13 protein-coding genes are annotated in these 15,560 nt (G+C 66.6%); 11 read left to right on the top strand and 2 right to left on the bottom strand.

The window, feature by feature from the left end; genetic code table 11:
- The first annotated feature begins 10 nt into the window (after window positions 1-10).
- From ACZ1JC_RS09720 to ACZ1JC_RS09705, 4 genes are read left to right on the top strand one after another with little or no spacing between them, the layout of a single operon-like run.
- The gene (locus ACZ1JC_RS09720; protein WP_465137052.1) at window positions 11-811 is read left to right on the top strand and encodes an SDR family NAD(P)-dependent oxidoreductase; all 801 of its coding nucleotides are present in this window, start codon (window positions 11-13) and stop codon (window positions 809-811) included.
- Between the two features lie 2 nt (window positions 812-813).
- Complete coding sequence (locus tag ACZ1JC_RS09715; protein ID WP_465137053.1) at window positions 814-2,136, top strand: cytochrome P450; 1,323 nt, start codon at window positions 814-816, stop codon at window positions 2,134-2,136.
- Window positions 2,133-3,167, top strand: a complete 1,035-nt coding sequence (locus ACZ1JC_RS09710) for an NADP-dependent oxidoreductase (RefSeq protein WP_465137054.1) — start codon at window positions 2,133-2,135, stop codon at window positions 3,165-3,167. The genes ACZ1JC_RS09715 and ACZ1JC_RS09710 overlap by 4 nt, the downstream gene beginning before the upstream one ends.
- Before the next feature lie 31 nt (window positions 3,168-3,198).
- Complete coding sequence (locus ACZ1JC_RS09705; protein WP_465137055.1) at window positions 3,199-4,212, top strand: DUF2889 domain-containing protein; 1,014 nt, start codon at window positions 3,199-3,201, stop codon at window positions 4,210-4,212.
- Between the two features lie 133 nt (window positions 4,213-4,345).
- Here ACZ1JC_RS09705 and ACZ1JC_RS09700 read toward each other — a convergent pair whose 3' ends face one another.
- On the bottom strand, window positions 4,346-5,179 hold the full coding sequence (locus tag ACZ1JC_RS09700; protein WP_465148415.1) for a cysteine hydrolase family protein: 834 nt from the start codon (window positions 5,177-5,179) through the stop codon (window positions 4,346-4,348).
- Window positions 5,137-5,967: an oxidoreductase gene (locus tag ACZ1JC_RS09695; protein WP_465137057.1), complete on the bottom strand. Its 831-nt coding sequence runs from the start codon at window positions 5,965-5,967 to the stop codon at window positions 5,137-5,139. The genes ACZ1JC_RS09700 and ACZ1JC_RS09695 overlap by 43 nt, the downstream gene beginning before the upstream one ends.
- Window positions 5,968-6,187: 220 nt before the next feature.
- Between ACZ1JC_RS09695 and ACZ1JC_RS09690 the strand changes: the two genes are divergently transcribed.
- From ACZ1JC_RS09690 to ACZ1JC_RS09660, 7 genes are all read left to right on the top strand, one after another.
- The gene (locus ACZ1JC_RS09690; protein ID WP_465137058.1) at window positions 6,188-7,126 is read left to right on the top strand and encodes a ribokinase; all 939 of its coding nucleotides are present in this window, start codon (window positions 6,188-6,190) and stop codon (window positions 7,124-7,126) included.
- Window positions 7,127-7,166: 40 nt separating this feature from the next.
- Window positions 7,167-8,291, top strand: coding sequence for an LLM class flavin-dependent oxidoreductase (locus ACZ1JC_RS09685; protein ID WP_465137059.1), 1,125 nt, complete (start codon window positions 7,167-7,169; stop codon window positions 8,289-8,291).
- Window positions 8,292-8,295: 4 nt separating this feature from the next.
- Window positions 8,296-8,952 carry a cysteine hydrolase family protein gene (locus tag ACZ1JC_RS09680; RefSeq protein WP_465137060.1) on the top strand — a complete coding sequence of 219 codons (657 nt, stop codon included), beginning with the start codon at window positions 8,296-8,298 and terminating at the stop codon, window positions 8,950-8,952.
- A gap of 23 nt (window positions 8,953-8,975) precedes the next feature.
- On the top strand, window positions 8,976-10,373 hold the full coding sequence (locus ACZ1JC_RS09675; protein WP_465137061.1) for an amidohydrolase family protein: 1,398 nt from the start codon (window positions 8,976-8,978) through the stop codon (window positions 10,371-10,373).
- 32 nt (window positions 10,374-10,405) lie between these two features.
- On the top strand, window positions 10,406-11,605 hold the full coding sequence (locus ACZ1JC_RS09670; protein ID WP_465137062.1) for an MFS transporter: 1,200 nt from the start codon (window positions 10,406-10,408) through the stop codon (window positions 11,603-11,605).
- Between the two features lie 44 nt (window positions 11,606-11,649).
- Window positions 11,650-13,035 carry a zinc-binding metallopeptidase family protein gene (locus ACZ1JC_RS09665; protein ID WP_465138635.1) on the top strand — a complete coding sequence of 462 codons (1,386 nt, stop codon included), beginning with the start codon at window positions 11,650-11,652 and terminating at the stop codon, window positions 13,033-13,035.
- A 122-nt stretch (window positions 13,036-13,157) separates the two neighbouring features.
- Window positions 13,158-15,500, top strand: coding sequence for an acetamidase/formamidase family protein (locus ACZ1JC_RS09660; RefSeq protein ID WP_465137063.1), 2,343 nt, complete (start codon window positions 13,158-13,160; stop codon window positions 15,498-15,500).
- Window positions 15,501-15,560: the final 60 nt, after the last annotated feature.

The following is a 15,560-nucleotide window of genomic DNA, read 5'->3' as shown; positions in this document are numbered from 1 at the left end:
AGGGACCGGGATGCAAGGACTGCTTGAAGGCAAAGTCGCACTGATTACCGGGGCCGGATCGGGCGTCGGCCGCGCCGCCTGTCTGCTCTTTGCCGAACACGGCGCGAAGGTGATCGCGGCGGATGTGAACGCAGACAATGCGGCAGCGACGGCGGCCATGGTCCGCGCCGAAGGGGGAGAGGCCATCGCCGCCGCGTGCGACGTTTCCGATCCCGCCTCGGTCGATGGCGCGGTGGCGGCGGGCGTGGAGGCGTTCGGGCGGCTGGACTGCATCTACAACAATGCCGGCGTCACCATCAGCCCGATCCCGGGCAAAGGCTTGCGCACGCTGGTGGAATGCGAGGGCGAGGACATGCGCCGCGTGGCTGAGGTCAACGTGATGGGCGTGATCCACGGGTGCCAGTCGGCGATCCGGCAGTTCGAGAAGCAGGGAGAGGGCGGGGCCATCGTCTCCACCGCCTCGGTCGCCGGGCTGATCGGTTACGGCGGCGTGTTCTATGGCGCCACCAAGGGCGCGGTGGTGCAGCTTACCCGCGCGCTCGCCATCGAAGTGGCGGACAAGGGCATCCGCGTGAATGCGGTCTGCCCGGCCGGCATGCTCACCCACTATGCCGGGATGGACCCCGACAGCGAGCATCGCGACCGCATTCTGGAAGGCATGGGCCGCGCGCATCCGCTGGGCCGTGCCATCGACCCGCGCGACACCGCTTCGGCGGCACTGTTCCTCTGTTCCGATCTCGCCAACAACATTACCGGCGTGAACCTTCCCGTGGACGGGGGGCTCTCGGCCGGTCGCAAGGTAGGAGGCTGACCATGGCAACCTGTCCCTATTCGGGTAACGATTCCCGCTCCAACGCGCTCGCATCGCTGCTGTCGGACAATCCGCGCTATGCGGAGATGTTCGATGTCGACAAGGTGGAGGCCAATTCCGGCGTCGACCCGCGGCGCGACTATACCGAAGACATGAACCGTCTTCGCGAGACGGGCGCAGTTCACAAGGGCACCCTGCGCGAACTGCTGGGCGTGCCGGAAATGGTCGACATGCTCGGCCCGCCGCGAGAAAACATGACGTTTTTCTCCTACCGCGCCTGCGAGATCGGCTTCCGCGAGAACCAGCTCTATTCGTCGGAGGGCTATAACGAGAGCGCCGGGGTGCGCACGATCGGCACCACCATCCTCTCGATGGTCGGCAAGCCGCACAAGCGCCTGCGCTCCGCCGCGCAGCCATTGTTCAAACGGCCCAAGGTGCTGGACTGGTGGAACAAGCGCTGGATCGAGGAGACGGTGGACGTCCTGCTCGACCAGATCAAGGACCGCGAGACGACCGACCTCAACACCGACCTCTGCGCGCGTCTGCCGATGGCCACCGTCACCCGCGCCATCGGGCTGGAAGGCGAGGACGTGATCGAGTTCCGCTACCAGCTCAACCGCGCCACATTCGGCTCACGCAACCTGCCGCCCGAGGAAGCGGCCGAGGCGCGCGCCTGGGTCGACGGCACGCTGCGCCGCCTGATCGCGGAGAACCAGCGCGAGCCCGGCGACAACCTGATCGCCGGCCTGATCGCCTGCGAGATCACCCATGAGGACGGCACCAAGCGCCCGCTCACCGAGGATGAACTGTTCGGCTACTGCAAGCTCGCCATCTTTGCGGGCGGTGGCACGACATGGCGGCAACTGGGCATCACCATCGATGCGCTGATGACTCACCGCCACTTCTGGGAAGCTTGCAAAGAAGACCGCAGCCTGATCGACCTTGCGGTGGAAGAGGGCCTGCGCTGGCGCGCCACCGATCCGGTGTTCATGCGCCTTTGCATGGAGGATACCGAGATGGAGGGCGTGAAGGTCCCCGCCGGCACCCGCATCCACTTGTGCCTCGGCGCCGCCAACCACGATCCGGCGGTTTTCGACAAGCCGGAAGAATACGACATCTTCCGCCGCAAGGAGCATCACATGGGCTTCGGCTTCGGCCCGCATCGCTGCCTGGGCATGGATGTCGCCCGGCAGGAGATGGTGGTGGCGATCAACGGATTGCTCGACCGCTTCCCGAACATGACGCTCGATCCCGCCAAGCCGAAGCCGGAATACCGGGGCCTCGACCATCGCGGCATGTCGGCCGTGACGGTGAAGCTGCGGTGAGCGGCACCATGAAGCAGGTGGTGCTGGCGCGCTATGCCGTGGGCAATCCGAAACCCGCCGACTTCCGCGTGGAGCAGGCCCCGATCCCCGAACCGGGCGAGGGGGAGATACTGCTGCGAACGCTGTGGCTCGGCCTCGATCCGCTGATCCGCTTCGCCATCGACGAAAAGCGCCTGTCCGGCGTGACCCAGGTCCATCCCGGAGAGGTGATGTATGGGCCGACGGTGAGCGAAGTCGCCGCCTCCAACCACCCCGGCTATGCGGTGGGGGATGTGGTGGAGGACCGCACCGGCTGGCGCGAATATGCCCTCGTCGCGCCGGACAAGGCCGATTGGCGCGGGCCGCCACGGAAGCTCGATCCTGCAACGGCACCAGTCTCGACCGCACTCGGAGCGCTGGGAATGCCGGGGCAGACCGCCCATGCCTGCGTGATCGGCATCGGCCGCGTTGCGGCGGGCGAGACGGTGGTGATCTCGGCCGCAGCCGGCGCGGTGGGCAGCCTTGCCGGGCAGATCGCGAAGATTCGCGGCGCCCGCGTGATCGGCATCGCCGGCGGGCCGGACAAGTGCCGGGGGCTGATCGACCTCGGCTTCGATGCCGCCGCAGACTACAAGGCGTCGGACTTTGCCGAGCAACTGGCCAAGGCCCTGCCCGAAGGCGCGGATGTCTTCATCGACAATGTCGGCGGCGATGTGATGCTGGCCGTGCTGCCCCATCTCAAGCGCGGCGCCCGTATGCCGGTCTGCGGCTTCATCGCCTATTACGGGATGGGCATGGAAGGTCCGGGGCCGGACCGTCTGCCCGGTTTCTTCCGCTCGATCATGTCCAAGGGGCTGGAGATAAAGGGTTTCGGCGGCTTTCTCGTCGGCGGCCAGCAGGCGCTGGACGACATCGCCGACTGGATTGCCGAGGGGCGCATCCGCTGCCCCGAGTCGGTGGTCGAGGGGCTGGAGGCAGCGCCCGAAGCCTTCGCCGGGGTGTTTTCTGGCAACAACCATCTAGGCAAGCTGCTGGTGAAGGTGTCAGGCTGATCGGCGAAAAACAAAATCGCAGGATGCCACCATGACGGTTCATTACCCGCCGCCCCCGCGCCAGACGGCCAATCCGGCCCCGGTGCGCGCCGTGAACTCGCTGCGCCGCACCTCCAGCATCGATGTCGCCTGGCCCGATGGCGTGGACGGCCAGCGCCTCTTCGTCGGCCGCGCGCGCGACTATCTGACCGGGCCCGACGGCAGTGGCCGCACACTGGCCATGGGCGAATTCTCGCTGCGGATGACCGAGGACAAGACGATCACCGAGATCGCCGCCGATCCGGCCCCGGCCTGCATCGATCAGCTCGTCGGCGCCCGTGCCGGCGGACATCTGCGCATGGCCTTGCGCGAAATCATGCCAGACCTGATCGCGCAGGCCGATCCGCTCTACCTCGTGCTCGACGATCTTTCCGGCACCGCGCTCGTCTCCTCCTTCGCATGGGGGCAGTGGTTTCCCGAGCGGATGGAACTGATCCGCAAGCGGCTTGGCGGCAATGACGATAATCCGGTGCTGGCCCAGCGCGCCAATGTCTGCTGGGGGCTTCAGGACGGCAACAGCGGCGTCACTGGCGGCGCGTCGCTGGAAAACGTCGCCGATGCGGACGCCGGGCACTTGCGCAACTCCGCCGATCCCGAAGGCTGGCACGAATTCTTCGAATGCGAAGGCCCCGGCTTCCGCCGCGCCCGCCGCATCGACGTGACGCGAGACGGCAACCTGATCCGCATCGCCTCCGCCTTTCAGGACAGCGCCAAGCTGCGCGAAGGCGGCCGCGTCGCTATCCACGAATACAATCTTGGCGCGACCGTCGATGCCGAGACGCTGGAAGTGCTGAGTCTCACCCCCGAAGCGCGCATTCTGCCGTTCCGCGAGTGCCCCGGCGCCGTCCACAACGTCGCGCGACTCGTCGGGCGCAACCTAGGCCAGGTGCGCGAGGACGTGCTGGAGATGCTGCGCGGGCCGGAAGGCTGCACCCACCTCAACGACGCCCTGCGCGCACTGGCCGATGTGCCGCGGCTGGTGGAAGAACTGCGCCAGCCGGCGTAATGTCCAAATCCTCCCCTGCAAGGGGAGGTGGCAGCGCCCACCCTATATCGGGGCGCTGACGGAGGGGTGTAACCGGCGCGGTAGTGCGCGACGGAGAGGCTGACACCCCTCCACCACCCTTCCTTCGACAAGCTCAGGATGAGCGGGGGCGGTCCCCCTCCCCTTGCAGGGGAGGATTCTCGAAAGCTCTTTTCGGCACTGTCAGTTCCGGCGTCAGGTTTCGTATGACCGGTGATGAGTTGCAGAGACTAAGCCAAACTCTCTCCGCAAGCATCGCCAACACCTCATCCGAACCGCGCACGTCGGCGAAATTCAGCCGCAGGTTCATCAGCGCGGCATTGTGCTCCTCGTCGCTCACGGCCGCGCAGGCATCGCTGACGACGATCACTTTCCAGCCGCGCATGTTCGCTTCGCGCGCGGTGGATTCCACGCAGACATTGGTGAGCGTGCCGGTCAGCACAAGCGTCTCGACCGGAAGCGCCTGCAGAGCCTTTTCCAATGCCTGCTCCGGGCAGGAAAAGGCACTATAGCGGTACTTGTCGAGCACCAGATCACCGACTTCGCGGGCCATCGCCGGGTCGAGATCGTGCGAAATTTCCCCCAGCCGCAACGCTGCAATCGCACGCGCCACGAAAGGATCCGATCGATCGTACTGCCACTGCGGCATCGCCAGCGGCGGCTCCTCGCTCGTGGTCTGGCGCATCCAGATTACCGTGCCGCCCGCCCGCCGCATCGCCGTGGCAAGGGCGTTGCACGGCCCAATGGCGTCGCGGGCATGGGCATTGCCGAAGACTTCGCCCTCACCCACGAACGCCGCCTGCATGTCGATCACCACCAGAGCGGTGCTCCGGGGATCGAGCGTGGGGAAATCGTTGTAACCCCGCCCCCGCTCCACCGCCCAGTCGGGCAGCACGGTCTTGTGCATCAGGCCGGTTCGAAGGCGGTGGAGAGCGACAGGGCTTCCCACTCGCGCATCTGCTTGCCCACGAATTCGAGTTGATCGCCCGCGTAATGCAGCGCGTCCTCGCCAAGGAACAAGTGCAGCGGCGGCTCGGTCGCATCGAGCGCGGTCAGGATCGCGGCGGCGCCGCGCGCGGGGTCGCCCTTTTCCTTGCCCGCCCCTTCGGTCAGGCTGCGGCGCGCGAAGTGGGCGACGTCCTCGTAGTCGGCGATATCGGCCTCGGCAATTTTCAGGCCGGCCGCCGCAAAGCCGGTGCGGAAACCGCCGGGGGCGACATTGGTGACGCGGATGTTCATCGGCGCCACTTCCTGCGCCAGAGTCTGGCCGATGCACTCCATCGCATACTTGCTGGCGCCGTAGAGCGCCGTGCCCGCCCAGGGCGCATGGCCGCTGACCGAGGTGATGTTGACGACATGGCCAGCCCGGCGCGCGCGCATATAGGGCAGCAGTGCGCGCAGCATGCGCAGCGGAGCGAAGAGGTTCACGTCGAACAGCGCCTTGGCCTCTTCGATGGAGACTTCCTCGATCGCGCCGATCAGCCCGTAGCCGGCATTGTTGACCAGCCGGTCGATGCCGCCGGTGATCTCCTCCGCCTTGGCGACAGCGGCCTTGACCGAGGCTTCGTCGGTCAGATCGACCGAGAGCGCATGGGCGCGGCCGGGGGCGAGTGCCTCGAACTCCGGGTCGCTGTCCTTGCGGGTGGTGCCGACGACGGTGTCCCCGCGTGCGAGCGCGGCCTCGGCAAGGGCGCGGCCAAGGCCTCCCCCGATGCCGGTGATGAGCCAGGTGGTCATAATTCGCATGTCTCCCAAAAGGCGAAAGGCGTAGAGTGTGCGGCAAAGTTAGATCGCACGCGCGCGAAGGCTCTTGGCGCTGGAACCCGCAATTATTGTGCGGGGACGCACGGCGCCAGCACAGGCTTGACCCTGTAAGGCGGGCCATGCTGCACCCGATGTTGCACTTGCAGAACGTGGCCCCGCGAAGGGGCGGTTCAAGAATAGCGGAGCGGCAAACTTGGCAGTTCACATCGTCGGTTCGATCAATCTCGACATCATCACTTCGCTCGATCACCTGCCGCTGCCGGGTGAGACGGTCATCGCCAAGGCAACGGCGAAACTACCGGGCGGAAAGGGCGCCAATCAGGCGGTCGCCGCCGCGCGCATGGGGGCGAAAACGCGCATGGTCGGCGCGGTGGGAGAGGACGATGCCGGGCGCTGGATGCGCGATCGGCTGGCGCGCGACGGGATCGCGGTTTCCGGCGTAGTCGCGCTGGAAGGGGTGGAAACCGGCACGGCCTATATCACCGTCGATGCCGAGGGGGAGAACCAGATCGTCGTCGTCAGCGGGGCGAATGCACGGCTCAGCCCGCCGGGGCCGGTTATGGAGGGGGTGCTGCTCGCTCAGTTGGAAGTGCCGGTGGGCGCGCTGCTGCCGGTGTTTCGCAATTCCAAATGCATCCGCATCCTCAACGCCGCGCCGGCGGTGCTGGCGGCGGACGCGCTGCTCGATCACGTCGATGTGCTGGTGGTCAACCAGACCGAACTCGCTGCTTTCGCCTGCTGCGGGCCGGTCGATGCCCTGTCCGCCGTGGTGCGGGAGGCACGGGGCCTGATCCGGCATGACGATCAGGCGGTGGTCGTCACGCTCGGCGCGCGCGGATCGGTGGCGGTGAAGAAGGACTGGGACATTCACGTGCCCGCCGTGCCGGTGATCCCGGTCGATACCGTGGGCGCGGGGGACAGTTTCTGCGGTGCGCTGGCGGCACTGCTGGACGAAGGCCGTAGTCTTGCCGAAGCGCTGCCCTGGGCCAGCGCGGCAGCAGCGCTCTGCACCTTGGGACAGGGCGCGGCACCGTCCATGCCGATGCGCGCGGCGGTGGCGGACTTGCTGTCGGGGGCGGCAACAGAACATGCGCCGCCGATCAAGAACCGGGCGGGCGTTGCCTTAGGCTGATCTCAGGACAGCACCGAACAAGAATTTGCAGAGGACTGAGATGAACCCGCATCCGCTGACACCCTTTGGCCTTCCCTCCGACAACGGCGGCAAGGACCTTGGTCTGTTCCTGCCGGTCGCCAACGGCGGCTGGATCCTGTCGAAGAACAAGCCGGAGCTGGACGGCTCCTACGCCTACAACCGCCAGTGCGCGCTGCTGGCCGAGCAGGCGGGCATGGACTTCATCATGTCCATGTCGAAGTTCCGTGGTTACGGCGGCGAGACCAAGCACTGGGATTCCTCGCTTGATCCGATCGTGCTGATGGCGGCGCTGTCCGAAGTGACGAAGAAGACGCGGATCGTCACCACGCTGCACACGCTGCTGCAGAACCCGGCGGTGGCCGCCAAGATGATGGCGACGCTGCAGCAGGTGAGCGGTGGCCGCGCCGGCCTGAACGTCGTGACCGGATCCTACAAGGGTGAGTTCGCGCAGATGGGCGCCTGGCCCGAAGACGTGAATCACGATCAGCGCTACGATCTCGCCTACGAATGGGTGCGCGCGGTGAAGGCACTGTGGAGCGACGAATCCGTCACCATGCACGGCGACTACGTGACGCTGGACGATTGCGAATCCTGGCCCAAGCCGGAGCAGCGTCCGTTCCTCGTCTGCGCCGGATCTTCCGAGATCGGCATGCGCCTGACGTCCGAGGAAATGGACGCGATCTTCCTTTCGGGCGGCACCGGCGCCGAACTCGCCAAGAACAGCGATCACGCCAAGGCCATCGCCGCCGAATATGGCCGCAACATCCGCACTTATTCGATGATGACGCTGGTGATTGGCGACAGCGACGATGCGGCGAAGGCCACCGCGCAGCACTACGCCGCCGGGCTCGACGAAGGGGCGCTGGCGGGCATGATGCGCGCTTACGGCTTCCTGGATGCGGAGATCGGCAAGGAGAACGACTTCACCCGCAAGGCGCGCAGCTCGTTCATGTCCGCTCAGATCGTCGGCAGCGCCAAGAGCGTAACCGATCAGGTGGGCGACTTGCTCGAAGCATCCGGCACCGACGGGCTGATGCTGATCTTCGACGATTACATCAAGAGCCTGCCGGTCTTCGGCGCGGAAATCCTGCCCGCCCTGCGCGAGCGGTTCCCCGACAAGGTTGCCGCCGCGGTGGAGGGCTGATCCGATGCCGCTGCGCGCTGACGAGCTGCCCCATGTGGATGCCGCCGCCCTTGCGGGCATGATCGATCCGCAGTCGACCGCGCTGGTGGTCGTCGACATTCAGGTCGATTTCGCGGCGCCGCAGGGTCTGCTGGGCCGCTATGGGGTCGATCTCTCGCCCGCCGAGGCGGCGATCGACAATTGCGAGAAGCTGGTGGCGGCGGCGCGCAGCGCTGGAGCCACGGTGGCGCTGATGCGCGTCGTCACCAGCCCCGAAACCGACTCGCGCGCGCTGAAGACCCTGATGGTCCGGCGCGGCCAGCCGGGGGGCGAGGCGATCTGCCGCGTCGCGGACGGCGGCGCGGACTATTACCGCATCTTTCCCGAGGAAGGCGATATCGAGATCGCCAAGCTGCTCTACGACAGCTTCCACGGCACCGATTTCGATGCACAGTTGCGCGCACGCGGGATCCAGACTCTGGTGATCTGCGGCCTCTCCACCGATTGCTGCGTGGACCAGACGGCGCGTTCTGCCTTCCATCACGATTACGACGTGTTCCTCGTCTCCGACGCCAGCGCCGCTTACGAGCCGGGGCTGCATGAAAGCTCGCTTTCGGCGATGGAAAAGAACTGCGTGCTGCTGACCACGACCGATGCGGTCGCGAAAGCCTGGCAGGCTTGATGTTAAACGGGGGCAGCGATCCTGTGGCGCCGATCCCCGCAGACCTGCTGATCCGCCACGCTTGGCTGGTCACCATGGATGACGAGCGGCGCGTGTTTCGCGACGGCGCCATTGCCGTGTCCGGAGACCGGATCGTCGCGGTGGGCGCATCTGGCGATGTAGAGCGTACCCTTGCCGCGCGCGAGGTGATCGACGGAACCGACCGCTTCGTGGTCACGCCCGGTTTCGTCAATTGCCACGTCCACATGACCGGGGAGCCGATCACGCGCGGCGCGGTGCCGGACGATACCGATTGGCATGCCAATGTCTTCGGCTGGCTGATCCCGACCTATCTGGCACAGGAACCGCAAGACGAAGCCGTCGCCGCGACGCTGGCCGCACTGGAAATGCTGCGCAGCGGAACCACCACTTTCGTCGAGGCGGGGACGATCCTGGACCTTGGCACGGTGCATGACGCGCTGGCGGAAACCGGCATTCGCGGACGGATCGGCCAATGGGTGCAGGACCGTGCTTTCGCATCGGGCGAGGATCAGGCCGCGCTCACCACGGCCGCCGTGGCCAAGCTGGAAGCGCAGCTTGCGCGCTATCCTGCGTCGGGCGATGCGCTGCTGACCGCCTGGCCGCTGCTGGTGGGCCACAACACCGCCACCGACGATCTCTGGCGCGAGGCGACCGTGCTGGCGCGCGAGAGTGGCACCGGCATTTCCGCGCACATGAGCGCGGACCCCGCCGATCCCGAATTCTACCTTGCCGAGAGCGGCCTGCGCGCGATTGCGCATCTGGCCGACCTCGGTGCGCTCGGCCCGCATCTCTCGCTCACGCATGCGATCCACCTCGACGGGGGTGAGGTGGACCTGCTGGCGACGAGCGGCACCAATGTGACGCATTGCCCGATGACGGCGATGAAGGGGGCCTATGGTGCCAGCGCGGCCGGGCGCTTTCCGCAGATGGTGGAGGCGGGCGTCAACCTGCAACTCGGCACCGATGGCAACAACAACGGCAACGCGGCCGACATGATGCGCGCGATGTTCGCCTGCGCCGGCCTGTTCAAGGATGCGCTGCGCAATTCCGATCTCTTCCCCGGGACCAAAGTGCTGGAAATGGCCACGGTCAACGGCGCACGCGGGGCTGGCCTTGCGGGTACGGTCGGTGCGCTGAAGCCGGGGATGAAGGCGGACTTCGTGCTGCACGACCGCAACCGGCCGGAGTGGCGGCCGCTGATGAACGTGGTGAACCAGCTGGTCTGGTCGGCCGATGGGCGCGGTGTCCATTCGGTCTGGGTCGACGGACGGCGGGTGGTGGACAATTACCGCTCCACCCTGATCGACGAGGAAAAGCTCTACCATCAGGTCGAGAAGACCGGCGCAGCGGTGCTCGCCCGCGCGAAACTGGAGGTTCCCAGCGTATGGCCGGTGCTTTGAAGGGATTCGGGGGGAAGGGCTCCAGAGGCGGCGTGCTGTTCGCCTGCACGCTGGGCAATTCGGTGAGCGTGACACCGGCGGTGCACGCCGTGTTCGGCCTGTTTCTGGTGCCGCTGACCGAGGCGTTCGGCTGGAGCCGTGCCAGCGTTTCCGGCGTGCTGGGCATTCTGGCGCTGGTGGGCGCGATCACCTATCCGCTGATCGGCCGCCACATCGACAAGGCCGGCGCGCGCAAGACGCTGCTGATCGGCATTTTCGGCCTCTCGCTCTCGATCGCGGCGCTAGCGCTCAACAGCGGCAGTCTGGTGCAGTTCTATGCGACTTTCACCGTGCTCGCGGTGTTCGGGGCGATGGCGGGCACGCCGATCTTCCAGAAAGTGATCGCCGACTGGTTCGACGAGAATCGCGGTACGGCGCTGGGCATCAGCGCGGGCGGCGGCTGCGGCATCGGCTCGGTGGTGCTGCCGGTGCTGGCCGCAGTGCTGGTGCAGACCTGGGGCTGGCGCGCAGGCTATCTGGGCATCAGCGCCTTCATGCTGGTGATCGCGCTGCCGCTGCTGGTCCTCTTGCTGCGCGACCGTGCCGCCGTCGCGGGCGGGGAAGCGGCGGTCGAGCGCGAGGGCATGACTTTGGGCGAAGCGGCGCAGACGCCGATGTTCTGGTTGATCCTGATCGCTTTGGCGGCGGGCGCGGGCGGGACGACGGCGGTGTTCAGCCATGTCGTGCCGATCCTGTCCGACCGGGGCTTTTCGGTCACGACCGGCACGGCGGTGGTCAGCGTCTTCGCGCTCGTCACTTCCGGCTGGCAGATCGCCACGGGCCGCATCATGGACAAGATCCAGACCCCGCGCGTGGCGGTGCCGATGTACCTGATGGCGGTGCTCGGCCTCGTGCTGCTGGAAACCGCGCAGGGCATGCCGCTGCTGATCGTCGGCGGGGCGCTGCTAGGCATCGGCCTTGGCGGCCAGTTCGGCGCGCTGCCCTATTTCATCGCCCGCTACTTCGGCACGCGGCACTTCGGATCGGTGATCGGCGCCATGTATTCGGCGGTGATCGCCGCGCAGGGGACGACGCCGATCCTGCTCGACCTCGTATTCGACGCGCACCACTCCTATCGCCCGGCGCTGGTCGGCGTTGGCGCGGCGCTGCTGGCAGGCGCGCTGCTGCTCACACTGCTGCCGCGCTATGGTCGCGAGGCGGAGGGTGAAGCCCTCTTCGCCCCCGGTCACTGATTACATGCGGCACTGATTTCAAACGGAGCCTGACTTTGGCCGATATGCCCGATCCCGTCCCGACCTTCGCCGATCCCGCGAAAGCTCCCTACGCCGTAAGCGAGGAAGAACGCGCGGCCATCGCCGCGGCCATCGATACCGACGAGCTGGTCGAACTGGCGCTGACGCTGGGCAACATCCCCAGCCGCTCGCGCGAGGAACTGGCGGCGGCCGAATTCGTCCACGACTGGATGGCGAAGGAGGGCTTCAAGCCGCGCAAAGTCGGCGCCACGCCGGAACGGCCCAATGTGATCGGCGAATACGGCGGAACGGGACGCGGCGCGAACCTGCTGTTCACCGCGCATCTCGACACCGAAAGCCCCAGCGGCATGCGCGAGCATGACAAGTTCCGCTACCGCGAGTCCACCTTAGCCGATCCCGAATGGACGCAGTGCTGGCTGGACGAGGAAGGCCGCCTGCGCGGCTATCCGGTCAGCAACGATCGCGGGCCGATGTCGTGCTTCCTGATTGCCGCCAAGGCGCTGCGCAAGGCAGGCATCGGCCTGTCCGGCAAGACCTGGCTCACCGCCTGCCCCGGCGAGATCGGGCCGGAGCCGATCGAGGAGTTCGCCGGCATCGGCTGGAACGGCAAGGATATCGGCGCGCATTACCTGTTCCACCACGGCGGCGTCGCGCCGGACTATGCGATCGCGGCCGAAGGCACCGATTTCGGCCTGACATGGCAGGGCTGCGGCTATGCGCTCTACCGCGTGCGGATCTTCGGGCAGGGCGTGTTCTCGCCGATCCTCGACGCGCCCACCGATCCGCGCCGCCATCCGAACCCGATCTATCGCCTTGGCCCGGTGATCGACGCGCTCCACGCATGGGGCCTGAAGTTCGAGCGCGATTCGATCATGGAGACCGCCAGCGGGGCGATCCATCCCAAGGTCCAGATCGCGTCGGTACGCGGCGGCATGCCGATCGATTTCGGCGCGGGGACCGAGGTTTGCGCGCTCTACATCGACGTTTCGCTGAACCCCCGCCAGAAGGCCGCCGATGCCTATCACGGCATCATGGAGGCCATGCGCGGCGTGGATGTGGAGGCTTTCGACGTCGAGCCGGTAGTCGTGCGCCACGGTTTCGAGGCACGCCCGTCCGAAGTCGCCCCGCTGGTGGGCGCTGTCGATGCCGCCACCCGGCTGGCGCGCGGCGCGGCGGTGGAGCCGGCGCACCCGGTCTATTCCAGCATGTGGCGCGATCACAACGTGTTCAACATGCACCGCGTGCCCGCGGTCACCACCGGCATGCCGCGATGGCGGCCGACCGGCGAAGACATGGCCTCCAGCGCGCTGGTCTACGCCCTGACGATGCTTGCCGTCTGCGGCCGGGGCGACGCGCCAGTAGAGCAAGTCGGAACCAGTGTGTACGGCAACGAGACGCCCTTCGACTAAGGTATACGCCGCCCTTGCCGAGTGGACGGAGGCCCGATAGACCTTCGTCATAAGGTCGCCAAAGTACGATATTGGACGCCCGTTCGGGAAGGGTGCCACCGGTCTATCAGGGTGGTTCTCGCTTGCGCATAACGACCAACGTCTACCCCAAGGAGCAGCGCCGCGATGCCTGGCGGTTCGCGCTCAAACGCCTGTCGCTGACGCTGGACGAGGCGGATGAGGCGACGCTTTATGGCGAGCTGATCCATTTCCGCTCCAGCACCCATATCGACTTCATCCGCGTCACCGGCACGGCGCAAAGCTGGACCATCGACTTCCGCGACCAGCCGGCGACCTATTGGCTGGCGATGATCCTGGACGGCAGCGCCACCATGCGCGATGCCGGGCAGGAATTGCGCCTTGCCGATGGGGACATCATCTGCGGGCGCGGGGATTCACCGGTCAATCTGGCTTTCACGGGCGATAACCGCAGCCTGATCGTGCAAGTGCCGCACAGCGAACTGAGCCAGCGCCTGAAAACCCCGATCAGCGGCCCGCCGCGCAAGATTGCCACCGACAGCGGCTCGGCGCGCATCTTCGCCGGCATGCTGCGATCGCTGGCGGATACGCTGACCGACATCACCACCGATCAGGCGCGCCCGGTGGAATTGGCCTTTCCCGAATTCCTCGTCACCGCCTTGCTCGACAATGCCCCGGCCAAGGCGCTGGGCGGCGCGGCGGGCATGCGCGCGGCGCTGCTGGAACGCATCTTCCAGACCATCGAGATCCGCCTTTCCGACCCGGACCTCAATTACCAGCAAGTCGCCGCCGAGCACGGCATCTCGCCTCGCTATCTCCAGAAGCTGTTCGAATCGATCGACGACAGCTTCGGCCACTATGTGAAGGTGCGCCGTCTCGAACGCTGCCGGCTCGATCTTCGCAGCCCGCTCCACGTGCAGAAGTCGATTTCGGACATCCTGTTCGAATGGGGCTTCAACGACAGCGCCTCTTTCAGCCGCGCCTTCCGCGAGCAGTATGGCATTTCACCCCGCGAATACCGCAAGGCGCCGCCGCAGGAGCAGGCGGCGGTCGAACTGCTGCGTCGCGGCCGGCCGGCCCGCAAGGAGCGCGCGAAAACCGAAGAGGCGGTCGAGGTCGAGGAAGTTCTCGACGAACAGCTTGAGGAGCACGCGGCTGAGGATACGCCGCAAGTGCCGGCCTATATGGGCGACACCGGCACCTCGCGCCATCACCACCTGCCCGCCACGCCCGAGACGATCCACTGGGGCTATCTCAGCAAGGACCTGAAACCGGCGCTGCGCGTGCGGTCTGGCGACTTCGTGACGATCGAGGCGCTCACCCATCACGCCAACGACGATCCCGAGCGCATGGTCGAAGGCGATGCCGGGGTGGAGAGCGTCTATCATTGGGACCACTGCGGCAAGACGGTCGAACGGCGCGGCGCCGGGCCGATGGACGCCAGCGCCTTCGGGCGTGGGCCGGGCGAGGGCTTCGGCGTGCATATCTGCACCGGGCCGATCCACATCGAAGGCGCTATGCCGGGCGACCTGATCGAAGTGCGCATCCTCGACCTGAAGCCGCGCCCCAGCGGCAATCCGCGCTTTGCCGGCAAAAGCTTCGGCTCCAACGCCGCGACCTATTGGGGCTTCCATTACAACGACCTGCTGACCGAACCGAAAAACCGTGAGGTGGTGACGATCTACGAAGTGGAAGCGGCGGGCGGGCGTCTGCCCACGGCCCACGCGGTCTATTCCTATCGCTGGACGCCGCAGGTCGATCCTTCGGGCGTCACCCATGCGCGCTACGACTATCCGGGCGTGCCGGTGAACCCGGAAAGCATCGAGCGCAATTACGACATCCTGCAGAACGTCGAGATCCCGATCCGCCCGCACTTCGGGGTGATCGCGGTGGCGCCGAACCATAATGGCCTTGTCGATTCCGTGCCGCCCGCAAGCTTCGGCGGCAATCTCGACAACTGGCGCACCGGGCCCGGCGCGCGGGTGTTCCTGCCGGTGCAGGTGCCCGGCGCGCTGCTCTCGCTGGGCGATCCCCATGCCTCTCAGGGGGACAGCGAGCTATGCGGCACCGCCATCGAATGTTCGATGACCGGGCTGATCCAGATCGTCCACCACAAGGGCGCGGGCGTGATGGAGCAGTTGAAGGACGTCGATTACCCGCTGATCGAGACCGAGACCGAGTGGGTGATCATGGGCTTCTCGCACCCCAATTACCTGAAGGAACTGGGGCCGGACGCGCAGAGCGAGGTCTACAAGCAAAGCTCGATCGATGCCGCCATGCGCGACGCCTTCCGCAAGGCGCGGCGCTTCCTGATGACGGCCAAGCAATTGACCGAGGACGAGGCGATCTCGCTGCTGTCGGTAGGCGTGGACTTCGGCGTGTCGCAGGTCGTGAACGGGAACTACGGCGTCCACGCGGTGATCAGGAAGGCGCTGTTCACCAGCTGAGCATTTCGGAGCGTTTGCATCCAACACTCCCCGTCATCCCCGCGCAGGCGGGGATCCCGC

The sequence above is a fragment of the Sphingomonas sp. BL-S-28 genome (assembly GCF_055521515.1).
Note: the sequence above shows the minus strand (reverse complement) of the source record. Positions and strands in the feature narration are given on the sequence as shown.